This window comes from Pseudomonas sp. WC2401 (assembly GCF_041200115.1).
Taxonomy (GTDB): domain Bacteria; phylum Pseudomonadota; class Gammaproteobacteria; order Pseudomonadales; family Pseudomonadaceae; genus Aquipseudomonas; species Aquipseudomonas fragi.
In genome coordinates this window covers 4,603,184-4,621,842 of the sequence record NZ_CP165623.1, presented here as the reverse complement: position 1 = coordinate 4,621,842, position 18,659 = coordinate 4,603,184, and the positions used below count along the sequence as shown (strand labels likewise).

At 58.5% G+C, this 18,659-nt stretch carries 20 protein-coding genes and 1 tRNA gene; 9 read left to right on the top strand and 12 right to left on the bottom strand.

Annotated features, from left to right (window positions below; genetic code table 11):
• Nucleotides 1–1,104: 1,104 nt before the first annotated feature.
• The 5 genes from AB3G35_RS21165 to AB3G35_RS21145 all read right to left on the bottom strand — a co-directional run bounded on the left by AB3G35_RS21165 (nt 1,105) and on the right by AB3G35_RS21145 (nt 3,973).
• On the bottom strand, nt 1,105–1,719 hold the full coding sequence (locus AB3G35_RS21165) for a DUF4145 domain-containing protein (protein WP_369782064.1): 615 nt from the start codon (nt 1,717–1,719) through the stop codon (nt 1,105–1,107).
• Nucleotides 1,720–1,922: 203 nt separating this feature from the next.
• Nucleotides 1,923–1,996: transfer RNA gene (locus AB3G35_RS21160), tRNA-Gly, on the bottom strand.
• 95 nt (nt 1,997–2,091) lie between these two features.
• Nucleotides 2,092–2,949 carry an alpha/beta fold hydrolase gene (locus AB3G35_RS21155; RefSeq protein WP_095040056.1) on the bottom strand — a complete coding sequence of 286 codons (858 nt, stop codon included), beginning with the start codon at nt 2,947–2,949 and terminating at the stop codon, nt 2,092–2,094.
• A gap of 55 nt (nt 2,950–3,004) precedes the next feature.
• The gene (locus tag AB3G35_RS21150) at nt 3,005–3,718 is read right to left on the bottom strand and encodes a pseudouridine synthase (protein ID WP_369782063.1); all 714 of its coding nucleotides are present in this window, start codon (nt 3,716–3,718) and stop codon (nt 3,005–3,007) included.
• Between the two features lie 33 nt (nt 3,719–3,751).
• Nucleotides 3,752–3,973, bottom strand: coding sequence for a cysteine-rich CWC family protein (locus AB3G35_RS21145; RefSeq protein WP_016782023.1), 222 nt, complete (start codon nt 3,971–3,973; stop codon nt 3,752–3,754).
• A gap of 270 nt (nt 3,974–4,243) precedes the next feature.
• On the opposite strand from AB3G35_RS21145, the gene AB3G35_RS21140 reads away from it, so the two are divergent.
• The 3 genes from AB3G35_RS21140 to ung all read left to right on the top strand — a co-directional run bounded on the left by AB3G35_RS21140 (nt 4,244) and on the right by ung (nt 6,025).
• Nucleotides 4,244–4,681 (top strand): DUF3757 domain-containing protein, encoded by a 438-nt coding sequence (locus AB3G35_RS21140; RefSeq protein WP_169909362.1) that lies wholly within the window; start codon nt 4,244–4,246, stop codon nt 4,679–4,681.
• A gap of 265 nt (nt 4,682–4,946) precedes the next feature.
• Nucleotides 4,947–5,270: a hypothetical protein gene (locus tag AB3G35_RS21135; RefSeq protein WP_081481071.1), complete on the top strand. Its 324-nt coding sequence runs from the start codon at nt 4,947–4,949 to the stop codon at nt 5,268–5,270.
• Between the two features lie 62 nt (nt 5,271–5,332).
• Nucleotides 5,333–6,025, top strand: a complete 693-nt coding sequence (gene ung, locus AB3G35_RS21130) for a uracil-DNA glycosylase (protein WP_016782026.1) — start codon at nt 5,333–5,335, stop codon at nt 6,023–6,025.
• A gap of 57 nt (nt 6,026–6,082) precedes the next feature.
• On the opposite strand, the gene AB3G35_RS21125 is transcribed toward ung, so the two are convergent.
• From AB3G35_RS21125 to AB3G35_RS21110, 4 genes are read right to left on the bottom strand one after another with little or no spacing between them, the layout of a single operon-like run.
• Nucleotides 6,083–7,126, bottom strand: coding sequence for an AbrB family transcriptional regulator (locus tag AB3G35_RS21125; protein ID WP_369782061.1), 1,044 nt, complete (start codon nt 7,124–7,126; stop codon nt 6,083–6,085).
• A complete protein-coding gene (locus AB3G35_RS21120; protein WP_016782028.1) occupies nt 7,119–8,633 on the bottom strand; it encodes a tripartite tricarboxylate transporter permease in 1,515 nt (504 codons plus the stop codon). Before AB3G35_RS21120 ends, AB3G35_RS21125 begins: the two co-directional genes overlap by 8 nt.
• A 1-nt stretch (nt 8,634) precedes the next feature.
• The gene (locus AB3G35_RS21115; protein WP_016782029.1) at nt 8,635–9,093 is read right to left on the bottom strand and encodes a tripartite tricarboxylate transporter TctB family protein; all 459 of its coding nucleotides are present in this window, start codon (nt 9,091–9,093) and stop codon (nt 8,635–8,637) included.
• A 56-nt stretch (nt 9,094–9,149) separates the two neighbouring features.
• Nucleotides 9,150–10,127, bottom strand: coding sequence for a tripartite tricarboxylate transporter substrate binding protein (locus AB3G35_RS21110; RefSeq protein ID WP_086798473.1), 978 nt, complete (start codon nt 10,125–10,127; stop codon nt 9,150–9,152).
• Between the two features lie 381 nt (nt 10,128–10,508).
• Between AB3G35_RS21110 and AB3G35_RS21105 the strand changes: the two genes are divergently transcribed.
• Nucleotides 10,509–11,180 carry a response regulator gene (locus AB3G35_RS21105; RefSeq protein WP_016782031.1) on the top strand — a complete coding sequence of 224 codons (672 nt, stop codon included), beginning with the start codon at nt 10,509–10,511 and terminating at the stop codon, nt 11,178–11,180.
• On the top strand, nt 11,173–12,567 hold the full coding sequence (locus tag AB3G35_RS21100) for a sensor histidine kinase (protein ID WP_086798471.1): 1,395 nt from the start codon (nt 11,173–11,175) through the stop codon (nt 12,565–12,567). The genes AB3G35_RS21105 and AB3G35_RS21100 overlap by 8 nt, the downstream gene beginning before the upstream one ends.
• A gap of 164 nt (nt 12,568–12,731) precedes the next feature.
• On the opposite strand, the gene AB3G35_RS21095 is transcribed toward AB3G35_RS21100, so the two are convergent.
• Together AB3G35_RS21095 and AB3G35_RS21090 are read right to left on the bottom strand one after the other, a co-directional pair.
• On the bottom strand, nt 12,732–13,535 hold the full coding sequence (locus AB3G35_RS21095) for an HDOD domain-containing protein (RefSeq protein WP_029611552.1): 804 nt from the start codon (nt 13,533–13,535) through the stop codon (nt 12,732–12,734).
• Nucleotides 13,536–13,567: 32 nt separating this feature from the next.
• Nucleotides 13,568–14,512, bottom strand: coding sequence for a folate-binding protein YgfZ (locus AB3G35_RS21090; protein ID WP_369782058.1), 945 nt, complete (start codon nt 14,510–14,512; stop codon nt 13,568–13,570).
• A 148-nt stretch (nt 14,513–14,660) separates the two neighbouring features.
• Between AB3G35_RS21090 and AB3G35_RS21085 the strand changes: the two genes are divergently transcribed.
• Both AB3G35_RS21085 and AB3G35_RS21080 read left to right on the top strand, forming a co-directional pair.
• Nucleotides 14,661–14,915, top strand: a complete 255-nt coding sequence (locus tag AB3G35_RS21085; protein ID WP_016782035.1) for a succinate dehydrogenase assembly factor 2 — start codon at nt 14,661–14,663, stop codon at nt 14,913–14,915.
• Nucleotides 14,899–15,351, top strand: a complete 453-nt coding sequence (locus tag AB3G35_RS21080) for a hypothetical protein (protein WP_134049749.1) — start codon at nt 14,899–14,901, stop codon at nt 15,349–15,351. Before AB3G35_RS21085 ends, AB3G35_RS21080 begins: the two co-directional genes overlap by 17 nt.
• On the opposite strand, the gene nadB is transcribed toward AB3G35_RS21080, so the two are convergent.
• Nucleotides 15,320–16,936 carry an L-aspartate oxidase gene (gene nadB / locus AB3G35_RS21075; RefSeq protein ID WP_134049752.1) on the bottom strand — a complete coding sequence of 539 codons (1,617 nt, stop codon included), beginning with the start codon at nt 16,934–16,936 and terminating at the stop codon, nt 15,320–15,322. The two genes, AB3G35_RS21080 and nadB, sit on opposite strands and share 32 nt — an antisense overlap.
• Before the next feature lie 514 nt (nt 16,937–17,450).
• On the opposite strand from nadB, the gene rpoE reads away from it, so the two are divergent.
• Together rpoE and AB3G35_RS21065 are read left to right on the top strand one after the other, a co-directional pair.
• Nucleotides 17,451–18,032, top strand: a complete 582-nt coding sequence (gene rpoE / locus AB3G35_RS21070) for an RNA polymerase sigma factor RpoE (RefSeq protein ID WP_016782046.1) — start codon at nt 17,451–17,453, stop codon at nt 18,030–18,032.
• A 31-nt stretch (nt 18,033–18,063) separates the two neighbouring features.
• A complete protein-coding gene (locus AB3G35_RS21065) occupies nt 18,064–18,654 on the top strand; it encodes a sigma-E factor negative regulatory protein (protein WP_083369603.1) in 591 nt (196 codons plus the stop codon).
• Nucleotides 18,655–18,659 lie beyond the last annotated feature (5 nt).

Sequence of the window (18,659 nt, the reverse complement as noted above, 5' to 3'; positions counted from 1 at the left end):
TACACGCCCAAACACAGCGTGCCCGGCCTCCTCAAGCCGAATTCAAATCGTAAATAATTTTGTTGATTTTAGCAAAATTGCCTTTTTCGCACACAAAGGCGCCCACAGCGAAAGCTCAGCACGACCAAGGCGTCAACGTACTCACAGCAAAAAAACACCCAGTGACAGCCGGAAGCGAAGCTCATGACGGTTTCTATGTCGCTGTTGCTGCCAGGTAGGAAAAAACCGTGCACGATAAAAATCATCATGAAAAAGCACTTATCCCCCTCCCGCCGACGGGCCTTGTGTCCTTTTTTTGTGCAAATCCGGATGTAGTGTAAACGAACCTGCAGCCCAGGCGGGCCGTGGGGCTCTGCAGCCGATCGGGAATTGCACAGGGTGCAAAGTTTTGAAGAGAAGTGCAGCGCGGTTGCACGGCGGTGCTCAGAGCGGACGCGTAAGGCGTAGCGGTGAAGTGCCCGGATTCATTGGGCGGAAAATATTAAAACGCAGGTTTCGGTGTGTTTTCAAAAACGCGCACGATCTTTTTCGGGCGGGTATTGATGGTGTGCGGGGAGAGGCTGAATTTCCTGCGCGCCACGACTGGCGGGGCCTGTAGCGTATCTGTTGGATTTCACGGGACTGCACGCGGTCGACGATCAGATTCCCCATTGCTCGGGCAAATCAGGTTCGCCTAAAAAAACATCGTTTTATTGATATTGGTTCTCAAATCTAGGGGGGTATTTTCAAAAAGAGCGATATGGGTAATACGGATCGAAGGATAGGTGTGGAGGCCCCGGTTTTACTGGGCTTTGGGTATTGCAAGGGAAGGTAATATGAAGCGATATGAAAAGTAATACTTCTGCCAAACCCCCGAATTCATTGGGTTTTAAAGAATAGAAATATAGCTTTTAAGAAAGGTAATACTATCGCCTTCTTATCGCTTAAATATCGCTTTTTCCTGAAAACGATGGAAGCCTTGACCTGCAAGGGCTGTAGCCATTTTTCGAAGGGGATATTACTAATATTACTTTTTTCAGGCCCCTATGAATTTTGTCGAAAGGAGCCGTAGGGAGGGTGTTTCGAGAGTTGTGAAGCTGTCTACTGCTGGTCACTTTGTCCTAGTTATGTAGGCTTACCGCGGCCTCTAGCTACGCGTGCAGGTAGTACAAATAGGAACTGAGCTAAGGCAGTGGCGAAATCAATAGCTTTCTGGGCATCGGCTTCATTTGGCAGTGCTGCTGCTTCATCTGAGTGTCTTTGGTCATTCGCATCTAACCTGATCTCGTGGGCCCATGCGGCCATCTCTTCCGTGATGAGTTGTTTCTCTGCGGCGAGCTTGATGCGTCCGAAAAGGTTGCCCTCTTTCAAGCCTTTTTCTTTCAACATTGCGTCAACCGATGAGCCAGTCAGCATGACCGCTCCCGCTGGGGCATGGATGCTCGCTATCGCTTGTTCTAGGAACAATCGCGCCCGCTCGGGAATCGACTCATGGACGGTTTGGGAGGATGGCCACAATTGTTCGATATCGCCGTAGGCCAGGCCGCTGCGGTCGTGCCCTACGGCTGAGGCCACTGCTAGGGTTACTCCTCCGCAAATCGAGCATTGATAATTACCCCAGCGACGCTTGCTGGTCTGACGGTCGTTATCGTTCTCGAAGCCGTAGTGCAATTTCAGATGAGGTTTAGCAACGTTGCAATGAGGGCATCGATCTAGAGGTAGGCTGTTTCCGTGTTTCATAAAGGGCTCATCTGTCTACGTACGCTGACTTGTGCACCGGGAGATGAACCCGAAGTCAGAACGCTTCTGCTGGGCCGAAATGCCTAGTGCTTATATCTAGGTTCTATAAAAGACAACGAAGAAGTGTGGGGAGAAACGGCCCCCAAAACGGCCCCCACCTGAATGCAGTCATGTACATGCATTGCTGGAGGCCTTGAAATCAGTGGAGCGGGTGGCGGGAATCGAACCCGCGTGATCAGCTTGGGAAGCTGGAGTAATACCATTATACGACACCCGCTCAGAGCGGCTGACTTTGTACCAGAAGTCGGCCTTGATGAGAAGTTTTATTCTGCAAATGTATTATTTTTGCCCTGTTATTGGCTTTGCACCCCCTCACAAGGACAGTGAGGGCGGCTGAAGCGGTGTCGGTTGTAAAAAATCGAGCAGGGCGTTTTTACTGATATGGCTGGCGGTTTTGTGTTCCATGTCGAGAAAATGCCCGGTGTTCTCCAGGCTGACAAACTGGCTGTTGGCAATCGCTCCTGCAAAGTGCCGGGCGTCGCTGGCCACGGTGTATTCGTCCCATTGGCCATTGATAAACAGCACCGGTATCTCGATACCTTGGGTGGCCCTGAGAAAGCACGGCGGGTCGCTGCTCAGGACGTGCTCGATATGAAAGTGCATTTGCGCGTATTCATGCTCGGCCAGGCTGCTGACGTGCCTGAAGTTGAAACGCTTGAACAGCGAAGGCAAATGCTTGCCCAGCGTGTCGTTGACCAGGTGGCCGACCTGAGTACGGTTGCAGGCGGCCAGGCAATGCCGGCCACGCTCCAGATAATCGCGCATGGCAGCGTTGATCAAAGGGGAAAACGAACTGATCACGGCTTTTTCAATACGCCGTGGCGTTGCTGCCAGTGCGGTCAGCGCCGCCGTGCCGCCCCATGAAAATGACAGCAGATACTGGGCATCAAAGTGCTCAATCAGCTCCAGCAGCACATGGGCTTCCAGTTCCCTTGTCAGCATTTTCTGATGAGGGTTATGAGGTTTTGATTTGCCCGCGTAAGGTTGGTCGTAGAGCACCACGTTCAAATACGGGTGCAGGTTTTTCAGGGTGTGGGCGAAGGATGCCGTCGTGGCCATCGAGCCATTGACCAGGATGATGGTGTGCTCGGCGTTGTCACAACGGTACAGTTCGGTATGAATACGGTACTGGCCTTGAATGTCGAGCACGGCAATTTCGGGCTTGAGCATGGCGTCAGACTCCAGTGAATCGAGCGTCGGTCTGACTGATGGTGCAGGGCGATTGTTACAGGCAGAGCCTGGGGGGCTGGAACTGCTGTATTTCCTGCTCGCTCAGCGGCCGATATTCGCCGGGAGCCAGCTGGCTGTCGAGCATAAGGGGGCCGATGCTCTCGCGGTGCAGGCGCACCACCTTGTTGTTGAAATGGCCAAACATGCGTTTGACCTGGTGGTAGCGCCCCTCAACGATGCTCAGGCGGGCGCAGCAGGGGCCTAGCAGCTGCAATTCGGCGGGTTGGGTGGTCAGGTCTTCGAAAGCGAAATAGACGCCCTCGGCAAATTTGCTGACGTAATCCGCGGTAATTGCCTGCTCGGTTTCGACGTAATACACCTTGGGCATCTTGGTCTGCGGCTGGGTGACATGGCGCGACCAATGGCCATCATTGGTGATCAGCATCAGCCCGCTGGTATTGAAATCCAGCCTGCCGGCAATATGCAGCTCGTTCTTGTCGGGCTCATCGAGCAGGTCGAGGACGGTGGGGTGTTGCGGGTCCCGGGTGGCGCTTACACAACCCGGCGGCTTGTGCAGCATGAAATAGCGGGCCGGCTTGCCTGCCTGCAGCACTTGCCCGTCGAGTTCGATACGGCTGAATGCGCGGATTTCGTGGCGCGGGTCGGCGATCACCTGCCCGTCTACCTGGATACGCTTCTCTATCAGGAGCAACCGCACTTGTTGGCGGTTGAACTGGGGCAAGTTACTGAGAAAGCGGTCTACACGCATAACGATCCATCACTAGAAATTCAGGGGTGCATCTTACGTGAGGGAGGCCGCCGGTGCTGGCGGCAATTGGCTCTGCACCCGGGCACAACGAGGGCAAAGGCAGGTCAGGTCGCGCTGTTCAAGGGGCAGGGCGCGCAGTACCTCGGGGTCAATGCTCACGCCGTAGCACCAGCAGGGCTGCGCCACGGTCTCAGGGTTTGCCATCGAGCAGTCGTTGCGGGCGCCGCAGGCAGGGCAAATGTCGGAGGTGGTCATGTCGGGGTGTCCGGCAGGTATTCAGTGTCACTATGGTAAACCCTCAAGGGTGAGTGTGTAATTTAATACTGCAAGATCGGTTTTTTATAGATGGGCTGTGCGAAAGTTGGCGGCTCATAGATGTTAATAAATATCGCGCATAATTATCGGAAATTGGCTACGAATAACTGCATTGTTAAAAGAGGGTGATTGATTAATATTGATTTGCCGGGCAGTTGATAACTGCCTTGTTCAATATTTTTAAAACATCTTGTGCAGGGGTGGCTGTTTATGAAAGTTGTTTATGTTTTTGTGTGTGCGCTGTTTTATTCGGCAGTCGCGTTGGCCAGTGGCACTGAAAGTTGCCCGGCGGCCGGGGATGTGACGCTGCGGGCCGGTGTTTACACGGCTCCAAGCAGCCGGGCCGGGAACGAATGGGTCGCGGTATCCAGCGCCGCAGTGCCTTCGCAGCTGGAAACGTTTGAGGGCGCGGTTTTTTACCCGCAAGACAATCAGCCAGGTGCTGTTGGGCGGATCGGATATTGTGAATATAAAGCCCGCGACCGCTCCCGGGTTAACCTCCACTATCGTCAAAGCGCTGCCAGTGAGCGCTCGATGCGGTTTGCCAACACTGAAAACTGGCGTCCGGTTGAAAGTGGCCTTGGGCTGGTTGTTTATGAATGTAATGCTGCCATTGCAAGCAACTGTGCTTTCTCCATTGTTGATTAAGACTGTACTGGTATGGCTATTACAGAAAAACCTCAACAGTGGCAGCGAGCCTGCTCGCGAAGGCTCGCTGCCAAAGATCGCTATCGCAGCCTCTACGGGAGGGGGCAGGTAAAGGGCTGTCGGCCCCTCTGTTGATCCACTGCAGGCGCTCTTTACAAGCGGCACTTAATGCCATTTTTGTGGTCTTAAAAGGTGTCGGGCAGCGTTGCTGTCCGCCGCCTCCCAGCGTCGCTGGGTGTGCCCTCTCGCGGTCCAGGAGGCCGCCATGTACCGTCGCCTGCTTTGCATTATTGGCATCTGCTTTTCACTGTTTGCTTGCGTACCTTATTACTCGGGCGGCTCTGGCTATTACCGCTCCGAGATCTACACAGCCCCGGCGCCTTATTACTATGGTGGTTATCACCCGTATTATGTGTACCCGCGTGACTACTATGCCCCGCCCCCACGTTTTTATGAGGGGCCTCGAGGCTACTATCAGGGGCCGCGTTACTATCAGCCGCCGAGAGGCCATGACCGGGATCGTGACCATCACTCCGAGCATCGGCCCGGCACTGGCCCCGGCCACGGTAATGGCTGGTGGGGCCGATAGGGATGTTGACAACCGGGGCGGCCTTTTCTAGTGTCCGCCCCATTGTTTTTCAGGATGTAGCCATGACGTCGGATGACCGTATAAAACTTGAACCTGTCTGGAAGCAGGCATTGCGTGAGGAGTTCGATAAACCTTACATGGCCGAACTGCGCGAGTTCCTGCGCCAGGAGCATGCAGCGGGGAAAGAGATCTACCCCCCTGGCCCGCTTATTTTCAATGCCCTGAACCTGACACCGCTGGACAAGATCAAGGTGGTGATTTTGGGGCAGGACCCTTATCACGGCCCCGGCCAGGCTCATGGCCTGTGTTTTTCAGTGCAGCCCGGTATCCCGACACCGCCTTCGCTGGTCAATATCTATAAAGAACTCAAGCGTGACCTGAACATCGATATTGCTCCACACGGTTGCCTGCAGCATTGGGCCGAACAAGGCGTTTTGCTGCTCAACACGACGATGACGGTAGAGCGTGCCAATGCCGCTTCCCATGCCAAAAAAGGCTGGGAGCATTTTACCGACCGGATTATCCAGGTGGTCAGCGAGCAGCAGCCCAAGCTGGTGTTCCTGCTGTGGGGTGCCCATGCGCAGAGCAAGCAAAAGCTGATCGATGCGACCAAGCACCTGGTGCTGACCTCGGTTCACCCTTCGCCGCTATCGGCTTATCGAGGCTTTATTGGTAACGGCCATTTCAGTCGAACCAACAAGTTTCTTGAGCAAAACGGCCTGGCGGCGATCGACTGGAAATTACCGCCGGTTTAAGCCAATGCCCAGCGGTGCAAGGCACACCCGGCGAGAATACCGGGGTGCCAGCGCCGGTCAGCCAGGGTCGGTTTGATCCTGGCGCACCCAATAGCGAAACAGCGGCTCAGCCAAAAACAGCACGAAGATCAGGCGCATCACCTGCAGGGCCGTGACCAAGGGCACTGACAGTTGCAATGTTTCTGCGGTGAGGCTCATTTCGGCAATGCCGCCCGGCATCATGCCCAGGGTCATGGAGCGCAGGTCGAGTTGGGTAAGGGCGCTCAGGCCCAGTGCGCACAGGCTGGCGATCAACATGGTCAGGGCTGTGCCCAGCAGGGTTTTGCCGATAAAAGACGGCGCCCGCCGAAAGAATGCCCGATTGAAGTGGCAACCCAAGCCACTGCCAATCAGCCATTGACCCGCCTGGCTGCTGCCGTCCGGCAGGCCGATATGCAAATCCCACACAATACTCACGCTGGCACTGACCAGCAGCGGCCCGAACAACCACGGGTTGGGCTGGCGCAAGCGTTGCCAGATCCAGGCCAGCAACGCACCTGCCGGAAACAGCAAGGCGAGCCAGTAAGGATTGATGGCAGCGGGGTGCAAGGCGGGTGCGCCTTCGCCCAGCAGATACTTGAAGGCTGCCGGAACGCACAGCACAACGGTCAGTACCCGCAGGCTCTGGCCCGCCGCGACACGGCTCAGCACGGCACCATTGCGTGCGCCGAGGTTGACCATCTCTCCCGAGCCGCCGGGCATGCTGGAGAAAAACGCAGTGGCGCGGTCTTCACCGCTGCGGCGCATCAGCCATACACCGATCACGCTCGACACGCTGGTGAGCAAGGCACCTGCCAGGATCAGCCAGAAATGCGCCAGCACCTGTTCCAACACCACCGGAGTGAAATGCAGGCCAATACCGATGCCCACAATCCACTGCCCGCATTTGCGCCCCCCGGGAATCTCGGCCAATTGCCAGGGGGTCAGGCAACGCACCAGGATGATCGCCAGCAACGAGCCAACCATCCACGGCAGCGGCCAGCCGATCAGGCTGGCGAGGTAGCCGCCGGCCAGACCGACCAGTGGCGTTCCCCACCAGTGCTTGAAATGGGAATCAAGCATCGGCCAGGGCGCGGCGTTGGGCGCTGCGTTTGCGCCAGATACGCATGACCGGCAACAGCAGCATGATTGCCGTCAGCACCCAGACGCCCATGGTAATCGGGCTGGCCCACAGGATTTCCAGCGCGCCGTTGGAGATCGACAGGGCGCGCCGCAGGTTTTGCTCCATCAGCCCGCCCAGAATGAACCCCAGCAGAACCGGAGACAGCGGGAAGTCGAGCTTGCGCAGGATGTAGCCGAAAATGCCGATACCGATCATCAGGAACAGGTCAAAGGTGGTGGCGTGTACGGCATAGACACCAATTGCCGTGATGATGGCGATTGCTGGCACCAGCGCCCAGTTAGGTACCGACAGAATCCGGGTAAAGATGCGGATCATCGGAATATTGAGAATCACCAGCATGACGTTGGCGATAAACAAGGATGCAATCAGGCCCCAGACGATATCCGGCTGTTGTTGGAACAACAGCGGGCCAGGGGTGATGTTGTACAGCGACAGAGCGCCGATCATCACCGCCGTGGTGCCCGAACCGGGTACGCCCAGGGTCAGCATCGGCACCAGGGCACCGCAGGCCGAAGCACCGATGGCGGTTTCGGGAGCTGCCAGGCCGCGCATGTCACCTTCGCCGAATTTCCCTGAAGCCCCCGCCAGGCGTTTTTCCGTCATATAGGACACGGCGCTGGCCAGGGTGGCACCTGCGCCCGGCAGTACGCCCATGATGAAGCCGAGCAAGCCGCAGCGGATATTGACCACGAATACCGCAGACGCTTCCTTGAAATTGAACATCATGCGCCCGGTGGCTTTAACCGCTTCCTGGCCGCGATGGGTTTTTTCCAGCAGCAGCAGGATTTCGCTGATGGAGAACAGGCCCAGCACCAGCACCACAAATTGAATGCCGTCAGTCAGGTGGATATTGTCCCCGGTGAAACGGTAGACGCCGCTGTTGGCATCAATCCCCACGCAGGCCAGAAACAGGCCGATAAGCGCAGCGATAAAGGTTTTGAGCGGGCGGTCCCCGGCCATGCCACCGAGGCAGACAATGGCAAACACCATCAGTACGAAGTATTCCGCCGGGCCGAAGGCTATCGCCCATTTGGCCAGCAGCGGAGCAAACAGCACCATGCCGCAGGTGGCAATAAAGGCGCCGATAAACGAACTCCAGGCCGACAACGACAGCGCTACGCCCGCCAGGCCTTTACGTGCCATCGGGTAGCCGTCGAGGGTGGTCATCACGGTCGATGCTTCGCCCGGGATGTTCAGCAGGATCGAGCTGATGCGCCCGCCGTATTCACAGCCCAGGTACACCGCAGCCAGCAGGATCAGCGCCGATTCCGGCGGCAAGCCCAGGGCAAAGGCAATGGGAATCAGCAGGGCGACCCCGTTGATGGGGCCAAGCCCCGGCAGCAGGCCGACCACGGTGCCGATCAACGTGCCGCACAGGGCCGTGACCAGGTTGTACGGGCTGAGCGCGACGCCGAAGCCCTGGCCCAAATAGCCAAACGTATCCATATCAGTTCTCCAGAACTTCGAGCAGGCCAAGCGGCAGTGGAACGTCCATCGCTTTATCGAACAGCAGATAAAGGCCAACGCTCACCAGGCTGATGATCACGCTGCTGGGCAGCCAGCGCCCGCCATACAGACGCGCCAGCGGGATGCCGACCAGGATGCTGCTGAGGATAAAACCGAGAGGTTCGAAGGTGCCGGCAAAGATCAGCAACAGGACGATACACAGACCGATCTTGGTCAGGGTTTCACGGTCCAGTTTGGGGTCATCTTCGCTGTGTACGACGGGTGAAGGGCGAACGATCATATAGACCAGCCCCAACCCCATCAGCGCCAGCATCAGCAAAGGGAAGGCGCGAGGCCCCACGGGCTCGTAGGAGAAGGCTGCCTGATAAGGCCAGGCCATCGCCGCCAAACCGGCGCAGACAAGCAGCAGGGCCGAGGCAAAAATGCGTTGTGCAAGCATGGTTCACTCCTGGGCTGTGCCCCATGTGCAAGGGCGCAGCCAGTGGTCGGCGGCGGTTACTGGATCAGGCCGAATTCCTGGGCCAGGACTTTGTAGTCAGCCACCTGCTTCTTCACATAGGTGTCCAGCTCCGGGCCGGTCATGGCGAAGGGGAACAATTCGCGCTGGTCGCGTAATGTGGCGAAGTCTTCGGAGGCCAGCAGCTTGTCAAAAGCGTCTTTCCACCAGGCGTATTCGGCATCGCTGACTTTTGGCCCCAGGTAGAAACCGCGTACCACCGGCCAGACAATGTCGTAGCCCTGCTCCTTGGCCGTCGGGATGTCCTTCATTTCCGGTTCATCGAGGCGCTCGTTGGCGAATACGGCGAGCAGGCGCATGTCGCCGCTCTGGATATGGGGCATGGAGTCGGAAATATCCGTACTGCCTACCTGAATATGCCCACCCAGCAATGCAGTAGCGATTTCGCCGCCGCCTTCCAGTGCCACATAACGCAGGTCGCGAGGGTTGATCCCGGCCGCCTTGGCGATCAGGGCGGTTTGCATCCAGTCCTGGCTGCCCACGGTGCCGCCTGAACCGATCACCACTTTGCTCGGGTCTTTCTTAAGGGCTTGAACCAGGTCGTCGAGGTTCTTGTAGGGCGAGTCTTTCTTCACCGCAATGGCCCCGTAGCTGGTGCCGACGGCTGCCAGCCAGCGTACGGCGCCTTCATCGAACCGACCAAATTTGCCCTGCGCAAGGTTGAGCAATGAACCGCTGGACCAGGCTACCAGGGTGCCAGCATCCGCCGGGCGCTGGGCCACCACCGCGTTGTAGGCAACCGCACCGACGCCGCCGGGCATGTAGGTCACGCGCATCGGCTTGCTCAGCAGTTTTTCATTGACCAGCGCGCTTTGCGCCAGTTTGCAGGTCAGGTCAAAGCCACCGCCGGGGGAGGCCGGGGCGATGCATTCAGGACGCTTGGGTTCGGCCAGCAGTTGACCTGTGAACAGCATGCAGCTGGCCGCCAGGGCCAGGGTGCGCAGGGGAAGTTTCATGTCGTCTCCTCAGGAGCTTTTGTTTTTATAGGGCAGGTGGTGTGGCTTGAAATCGTGGGCGCAGAACGTCATGCGGCGATGCCGCGCGTCATGTCACGAACAGGGGGAAAACACAGGGGCCAAGGGCCTTGGGCTGATGGTTCAGCATGGCGGTGCTCCGTTATTGTTCTTATTGACGAAAACGCATCGAGGCGTTTTTCGGGCCGTTATGCAGGGCATGACGGTGACAGGGTTTGCTGTCAGTCTCGCGATGCTAACCGGCCAACCTTTCGCTAACCTTTCAATAGACATTCACTGTTTTTGCCCTTCACAGCCTCGTTGTCGTCTGTACACTCCGCGCACAAAAAGGCTGCGGCCTGAACAAAAAAAGAGGTAAACCTGATGCGTGTGCTTTTGGTCGAAGACCAGTTGCAGCTGGCCGAGAGTGTTGCTCAAGCCCTGAAAGGCACAGGCCTGACCGTGGATGTATTGCACGATGGAGTGGCCGCCGACCTGGCCTTGAGCAGCGAAGAATATGCCGTGGCGATTCTGGATGTGGGGTTGCCGCGCATGGATGGTTTTGAAGTGCTGGCGCGTTTGCGAGCGCGTGGCAAAACCTTGCCGGTGTTGATGTTGACCGCGCGCAGCGACGTCAAGGACCGGGTACACGGGCTAAATCTGGGGGCCGATGATTATCTGGCCAAGCCCTTCGAACTGACGGAGCTGGAAGCGCGGGTCAAGGCGCTGCTGCGTCGCAGCGTGCTGGGGGGCGAACGGCTGCAGCAATGCGGCGCCCTGGTCTACGACCTCGGAACCCGGCGCTTCACCCTGGGTGATGAGCTGCTGGTCCTGACGTCCCGCGAGCAGGCGGTGCTTGAGGCCCTGATTGCACGCCCTGGCCGGGTCATGAGCAAGGAGCAGCTGGCGGCCCAGGTGTTTGGCCTGGACGAGGAGGCCAGCCCGGATGCCATCGAGATTTACATTCACCGCCTGCGCAAAAAACTCGACGGCCAGGCGGTGGCGATCGTGACGTTCAGGGGCCTGGGGTATTTGCTGGAAGGCCGCGATGTTTAAGCTCGACAGCTTGCGCTGGAGCCTGTTGTGGCACCTGACGCTGTTGCTGGTGGTGTTGATGCTGGCGAGCAGTTTGAGTGCTTATTTCAATGGTCGCGAGGCCGCCGACACGGCGTATGACCGTACCCTGCTGGCATCGGCGCGCACCATTGCCGCCGGGTTGTCGCAGCGTGATGGCAGCCTGAGTGCGGATGTGCCCTACGTTGCCCTTGATACCTTTGCCTACGACAGCGCCGGGCGTATTTACTATCAGGTCAACGATATCCACCAGCGGCTGATTTCCGGTTATGAAAACCTGCCCGCGCCGCCTGCAGGCACGCCGCGCACCGATGATTATCCGGCGTTGGCGCGGTTCTATAACGGCACCTATCTGGGCCAGAACGTGCGTGTGGTGAGCTTGCTCAAGGCTGTGAGCGAACCCGGCATGAACGGCATGGCGGAAATCCGTGTAGCCGAGACCGACGAGGCGCGGGTGGCAATGGCCCGTAGCCTGATGGCGGACACCTTGCTGCGCCTTGGCATGCTGGGGCTGGGGGCGTTGCTGGTGGTGTGGTTTGCCGTCAGTGCGGCACTGCGCCCGCTGGAGCGTCTGCGCAATGCCGTGGAGGAGCGCGAGATGGATGACCTGCGGCCATTGCCGCTGGTGTCGGTGCAGCGCGAGCTGCGGCCATTGGTACAGGCACTCAATCATTTTACCGAGCGCTTGCGCGGGCAGTTCGCCCGTCAGGCGCAGTTTATTGCGGACGCCGCCCATGAGTTGCGCACGCCTCTGGCCGTACTCAAGGCCCAGCTTGAACTGGGGTTGCGGGCGAAGGACCCGCAGACCTTGCGCAATACCCTTGAGCAAGCGGCCCAGGGCACTGACCGGCTGACCCATCTGGCCAATCAGTTGCTGTCGCTGGCGCGCATCGAAAACGGTGCCCGGGCCATTGCCGAAGGCGGTGCGCAATTGCTCGACCTGAGTCAATTGGCCCGCGAGCTGGGCATGGCGATGGCGCCGCTGGCCCATGCCCGCGGGTTTGCCCTGGCGCTTGAGGCCGACCAGCCGGTGTGGCTATACGGTGAACCGACGCTGCTGCATGAACTGCTGAGCAACCTGGTGGACAATGCGATGGCCCACACTCCAGTGGGTGGCAATGTGATTTTGCGCGTGGCAACGCCAGCTGTACTGGAAGTCGAGGATGATGGCCCGGGCATTCCCCATGAGGATCGCGAACGGGTATTTGAACGCTTTTATCGGCGTAATCAGCAAGTGGCCGGCTCGGGGTTGGGGCTGGCGATTGTGGGGGAAATCTGTCGAGCCCACCTGGCCCATATCAGTTTGCATGATGGTGCGCAGGGCGGGTTGAACGTGCGGGTGAGTTTTGTGCCGGCCAATGGGCGCTAGCCAGGCGACATGAATGGGCGAGTGCCTAGGCCCAAGCCCTCCACCCTGTGGGAGCGGGCTTGCCCGCGATGCAGGCCTGTCAGTTACACCGAATCGACTCAATCGCGAGCAAGCCCGCTCCCACAGGCTCCCACAGACCCCCGCCAGGCGCTGACTTCAGGGGTTCAGATAAACATCCAGCGCGCTTCCTGCAGTTGCTCCTGCAACTTCAGGTCATCAGCTTCCACCTTCAGTTTCATGAAGGCGGGCAGGGTGCTCAGTGCCTCGATGTCCTGCCCCATAAACACGGTCGCGATTTGTACCAGGTCGATGTAGTCGATGGCTTTGGTTTGTCGGGAAAAGTCCTGATATTGCCCGGGAATCTTTAACAGCATTTCCGGAAACTCCCAACCTGCCAGCAGTTTGTCGCCAATCAGCGGGTGAATGCTGTCGATGACATGGTTAAGCGAAATCGGGTCGGACAGCAGTTCGTTGTGCTCTTCGGCGTAAGTCAGGATAGGCAGGACGCCGATCTGATGCACCAGGCCACCCAGCGCCGCCTGGTCGGGCTTGAGCAAGGTATGACGGCGGCACAGGGTGTAGCAGATGCCGGCCACTTCCAGGCTCTGGCGCCATACATCGCGCATTTTTTGCTCGACCACTTCGGAGCGGGCATGGAAGATTTGCTCCATCACCAGCCCGATCGCCAGGTTGCTGCTGTAGTTGACCCCCAGGCGGGTGATGGCCGTGTGCAGGTCAGTCACCTCGCGGGTGGCGCGCAACATCGGGCTGTTGACCACTTTGATCAACCGCGCCGACAGCGCGGTGTCACGACCGATGACCTTGCTCAAGTTGCTGACGCTGATTTCAGGGTTTTCCGCGGCCTTGCGAATGTTTAACGCGACTTCAGGGAGTGTGGGTAGAACCAGGTCATCTCTATCAATGGCCTTAAGCAAGTCCATTTGGACTCTGTGCGCCAGCATGCTCATTTCTCTAGGTACTGCATTTCAATGTGTGGCAATCAACGCTGGATTTCGCGATCGCGGTCCAGTTGATACGGCAGCTCAAGCAGTGAAAGGCCAGGGCCTTGCAGGTCACCCAAGTGAATATCCCCGGCTTGCGCAGCATCGCTGGTCAGCACGGCGAGCAGCTCAACACCGTTTTCGGCGTTCGCGGCCAGTACCACTTCGCCCACGGAACTGGTGTGGGACGGGGTAAACAGCGGCGTACCGGGGGCGGGCGCAGCATGACCGGCCGCAAGGGACAAACGGTAGAGGTGGCGTTTGAGCTTGCCCAGGTATTGCATGCGCGCAACGATTTCCTGACCGGTGTAGCAGCCTTTTTTGAAGCTGACACCGCCTACGGCCTGCAGGTTGATCATTTGCGGAATGAACAGCTCGCGGGTCTGCGCCATGACCTGGCCAATGCCGGCGCGAACCTGGCCCAGCAGCCATTGGTTAAGCTCAGCCTCGGGCAGCTGTGCCTTGAGGTGCTGAAACAGGCTTTCGGTCTGTTCGACAGGGGCCCACAGTTCTGCGCGACCTTCTGAGGCGCGAATGGCGATCAGTTCGCCAGCGCGGGCAACGCTGTCGGTTTCGGCCGGCAGGTGCAGGCCAAGGCTTTGCAGCACCGTGTCAGCATTGACCAGGCCAAAGCGTACCCAGTTGGCACTGTCATCGGTCAGCTTGGACTTGGAGAACACGGCGTACTTTTTCAGGTCCGCCAGCTGCGGTTCAACCAGCTCGCGGGCCATTGCCAGCAGGCAGCCGTTATCTTGCAGAACGATGCGAAAGCTCGACTGCATGCGGCCTTTTTGCGTGCAGCGGGCGCCAAGGCTTGAGCGGGTTTCGCTCAAGTAGTTGAGGTTGCAGGTCAACTGCCCCTGCAGAAACTTGCTGGCGTCGTTGCCGATCACAGCAAGAATGCCTTCGTGGTTCAGGGTGCAGAAAAAAGCAGAGTCGGCCATGGGTCATCGCAGTTGAATAAGTCTGGAACACATCATAGAGGTGCGCCCTGCAAATGGGTAGTTCACAAAGGATAGACGAGCCCGACCAAAGCCGACTGTTCTATGGCGGATCGGCCTGTATACTTGCGTTCTATTTGAGGAGCGCTCCATGGTCGAAGATGTTGAACTCAATCGTCTGTACTGGCACAGCCGTCGCGGCATGCTTGAACTTGACGTGTTGCTGGTGCCTTTCGTCAAGGAGGTGTACGCCACCCTCAATGACGTGGACCGCGAATGCTATCGCAAGCTGCTGGAGTGCGAAGACCAGGACATGTTCGGCTGGTTTATGGAGCGCAGCGAGTCCCAGGACCCTGAGCTGCAGCGCATGGTTCGCATGATTCTGGATCGTGTCCAGCCCAAGTAATCATTTTGAATGCCGCTGGCATGCCTGCGGGCAATTGCTGGCGGCGTATCTTGCAGCCCAGTTGCTGGCGCTGATCGCTATTTGCCTTCTTTCAATTCCTGCCTGGGCACGCCTGCTCGGCGTCTTGTTGTGCCTGGCGCACGGGGCCTGGGTGTTGCCACGGCATGTTCGCCTGACCCATCCCGGTGCCATGACCCGGTTGCGCCATGATGCCGATGGCTGGCAGTTGTGGAGCCGTGACAAGGGCTGGCAGGCGGTGCAGCTGCGCCGCGACAGCCTGGCGCTGCCCCTGTTGGTGCTGGTGCGCTATCGCCTGGCGGGTGAGCGGCGGGTGCGGGCGGTGTGCATCCCGGGCGCCGCGCTGGCGCCGGATCAGCACCGGCGCTTGCGCGTGCGCCTGAAGTTCAGCCGGCGTAGGTGGCTGGCACCAGAATAGTGTCCAGGGCCTCGGGCAGCATGTGCGGGTAGTCGAGGGTGTAATGCAGGCCGCGTGACTCCTTGCGTGTCATGGCGCTGCGGATCATCAGCTCGGCCACTTGCGCCAGGTTGCGCAGCTCGATCAGGTCGCGGCTGACTTTGTAGTTGCTGTAGAACTCATCAATTTCGTCCAGCAGCAGGCGCACCCGGTGCTCGGCCCGTTGCAGGCGCTTGTTGGTGCGCACGATGCCGACGTAGTCCCACATGAAACGCCGCAGTTCATCCCAGTTGTGGGCGATGATCACGTCTTCATCGGAGTCGGTCACCTGGCTGGCATCCCAGCTGGGCAGTGCCACGGGGGCGGCGATTTCTGGCGACTGGGCGAGGATGTCGGCCGCTGCCGACTTGGCGTAGACAAAACACTCGAGCAGCGAGTTGCTGGCCATGCGGTTGGCACCATGCAGGCCGGTAAAGCTGGTTTCGCCGATGGCGTACAGGCCCGGCACATCGGTGTGGCCATGTTCGTCGACCATGACTCCACCGCAGGTGTAATGCGCCGCAGGGACCACCGGGATGGCCTGTTGGGTGATGTCGATGCCGAACGCCAGGCAGCGCTCATAAACCGTCGGGAAGTGGGCCTTGATGAACGTATCGGACTCATGGCTGATATCCAGGTACACACAATCGATACCCAGGCGCTTCATTTCATGGTCGATGGCCCGGGCCACGATATCTCGCGGTGCCAGTTCGTTGCGCGGGTCGAAGCGGTGCATGAAGCGCTCGCCGTTGGGTAGCTTGAGGTGCGCCCCTTCGCCCCGCAGGGCTTCGGTGATCAGAAAGCTCTTGGCCAGTGGGTGGTACAGGCAAGTGGGGTGGAACTGGTTGAATTCCAGGTTGGCCACCCGGCAACCCGAGCGCCAGGCCATTGCAATGCCGTCACCGCAGGCACCGTCCGGGTTGCTGGTGTAGAGGTACACCTTGGCCGCCCCCCCGGTGGCCAGAATGGTGAAGCGTGAGCCAAAGGTGTCGACCTCGCCCGTGGCACGATCCAGCACATAGGCCCCCAGGCAGCGATCCCCTTCCAGGCCCAGGCGGCGCTCGGTGATCAGGTCAACGGCGACGCGCTGTTCGAGCAGTTCGATATTGGGGCGCTGGCGGGCCTGTTCGAGCAATGTCTTGAAAATCGCCGCGCCTGTGGCGTCGGCCGCATGGATGATGCGTCGGTGGCTGTGCCCGCCTTCACGGGTGAGGTGAAATTCAAAGCCCTGCTGCTCGGGGTCGATGCTGTCATCGCGGGTGAAGGGGACGCCCTGGTCGATCAGCCACTGGATGGCTTCACGGCTGTGCTCGACGGTAAAGCGTACTGCGTCTTCATGGCACAGCCCGCCACCTGCATTGAGGGTGTCATCGACATGGGACTGCACCGTGTCGGTGTCATCCAGGACAGCGGCGACGCCGCCCTGGGCCCAGAACGTCGAACCATTGGCCAGATCGCCCTTGCTAAGCACTGCTATACGCATATGGCTGGGTAACGTGAGCGCAAGGCTCAAACCGGCAGCGCCGCTGCCAATCACCAGCACATCATGTTGAAAATGTTGGCTCATTCTTCTGACATCCGCAAAAAAGCGCCCTCTAGTATATAGAGGGGGGGATCGGCACAATGGCCGGGCCTTTATGGCATTGTTAAATTACAGCGGGCGCAAAGTGTGCCTCAGACTCGATGGGTCTGCATGTCGATTTGCAAATTAATCTGCGAGTGATGGCAGGACTCAGGAATGACTCGAGTTCTGGTACGATTTCGTGGTGTATCTTGGGCAGTTTCGTACGAAGGTTTTGAACTTTTCGTATAGCCAGGGGTTCCATAGTGGGCTGCCCTTGATGCAGGGGAACGGCGTCCAGATTGATGCGGGGTTTGTTTTTTCGACTCGACAGCTGAATTTGACGACAAGATTATTGACGCAGCCGGCCAGGCCCGAGCTGCGTTTTCGTGCGTGCCAAATCCGAGCGCGCAGGAAACTTGCCAGGGGGGAGAGAACTTTTGCGAAAAGCCCGAGTCTATGTTTGCAAGCCTGATCAGTTAGCAAAGCAATCTTCCTCCCGGTCTTATGAGGAGTATTCATGCTAGCCCAGGAAGAGGATCAGCAGCTGGTCGAGCGCGTACAGCGTGGCGACAAGCGCGCATTCGATCTGCTGGTGTTGAAATATCAACACAAAATTCTCGGGTTGATCGTGCGATTCGTGCACGACACCCATGAAGCCCAGGACGTTGCCCAAGAGGCCTTTATCAAGGCTTACCGGGCGCTCGGTAATTTTCGCGGAGACAGCGCCTTCTACACATGGCTGTATCGCATCGCCATCAATACGGCGAAAAATTACCTGGTGTCACGCGGTCGACGTCCGCCTGACAGTGATGTGAGCTCGGAAGATGCCGAGTTCTACGATGGTGATCATGGTCTCAAGGATCTTGAGTCGCCGGAGCGCGCTTTGCTCCGCGACGAGATCGAGGGCACGGTTCACCGCACTATTCAGCTACTGCCAGAAGATTTGCGTACGGCGTTAACTTTACGCGAATTCGATGGTCTGAGTTATGAGGACATCGCGAGCGTCATGCAATGTCCGGTGGGTACCGTGCGCTCCCGGATTTTCCGCGCCCGGGAAGCCATAGATAAAGCCCTGCAGCCGTTGTTGCAGGAAAACTGAGACAGCGGCGACAGCCAAGAGAGGAACCGCCATGAGTCGTGAAGCCCTGCAGGAATCGCTGTCCGCAGTGATGGATAACGAAGCGGACGAACTGGAACTGCGTCGGGTATTGAATGCCTTTGACGACACACAAACCCGTGACACCTGGTCCCGATATCAGGTGGCGCGTGCTGTGATGCACAAGGACCTGTTGATTCCGCGCCTGGACATCGCATCTGCCGTTTCGGCCGCGCTGGCCGAAGAGCAAACCCCGGCCAAGGTGGCCCGTGGGCCGTGGCGCAGCATCGGTCGTCTGGCCGTAGCCGCTTCGGTGACCGTTGCTGTTCTGGCAGGTGTACGCCTGTACAACCAGGATGACATCGTCGGTAATCAGCTGGCCCAGCAAAACCCGGCACAAAGCCTGAGTGCGCCGATGGCCAAGGGCCCGGCAGTACTGGCCAACTACAGCGAAAGCGCCGACCAGGCCACTGGCCCTATGGCCAACGGTGTCCTGCAAGGTCAGCCGGGCTGGCAGGATCAGCGCTTGCCAGGCTACCTGCGCCAGCATGCACAGCAAGCCGCATTGAAAGGGGCTGAAAGCCCACTGCCTTATGCTCGTGCTGCGAGCCTGGATAACCGTTAAGGACC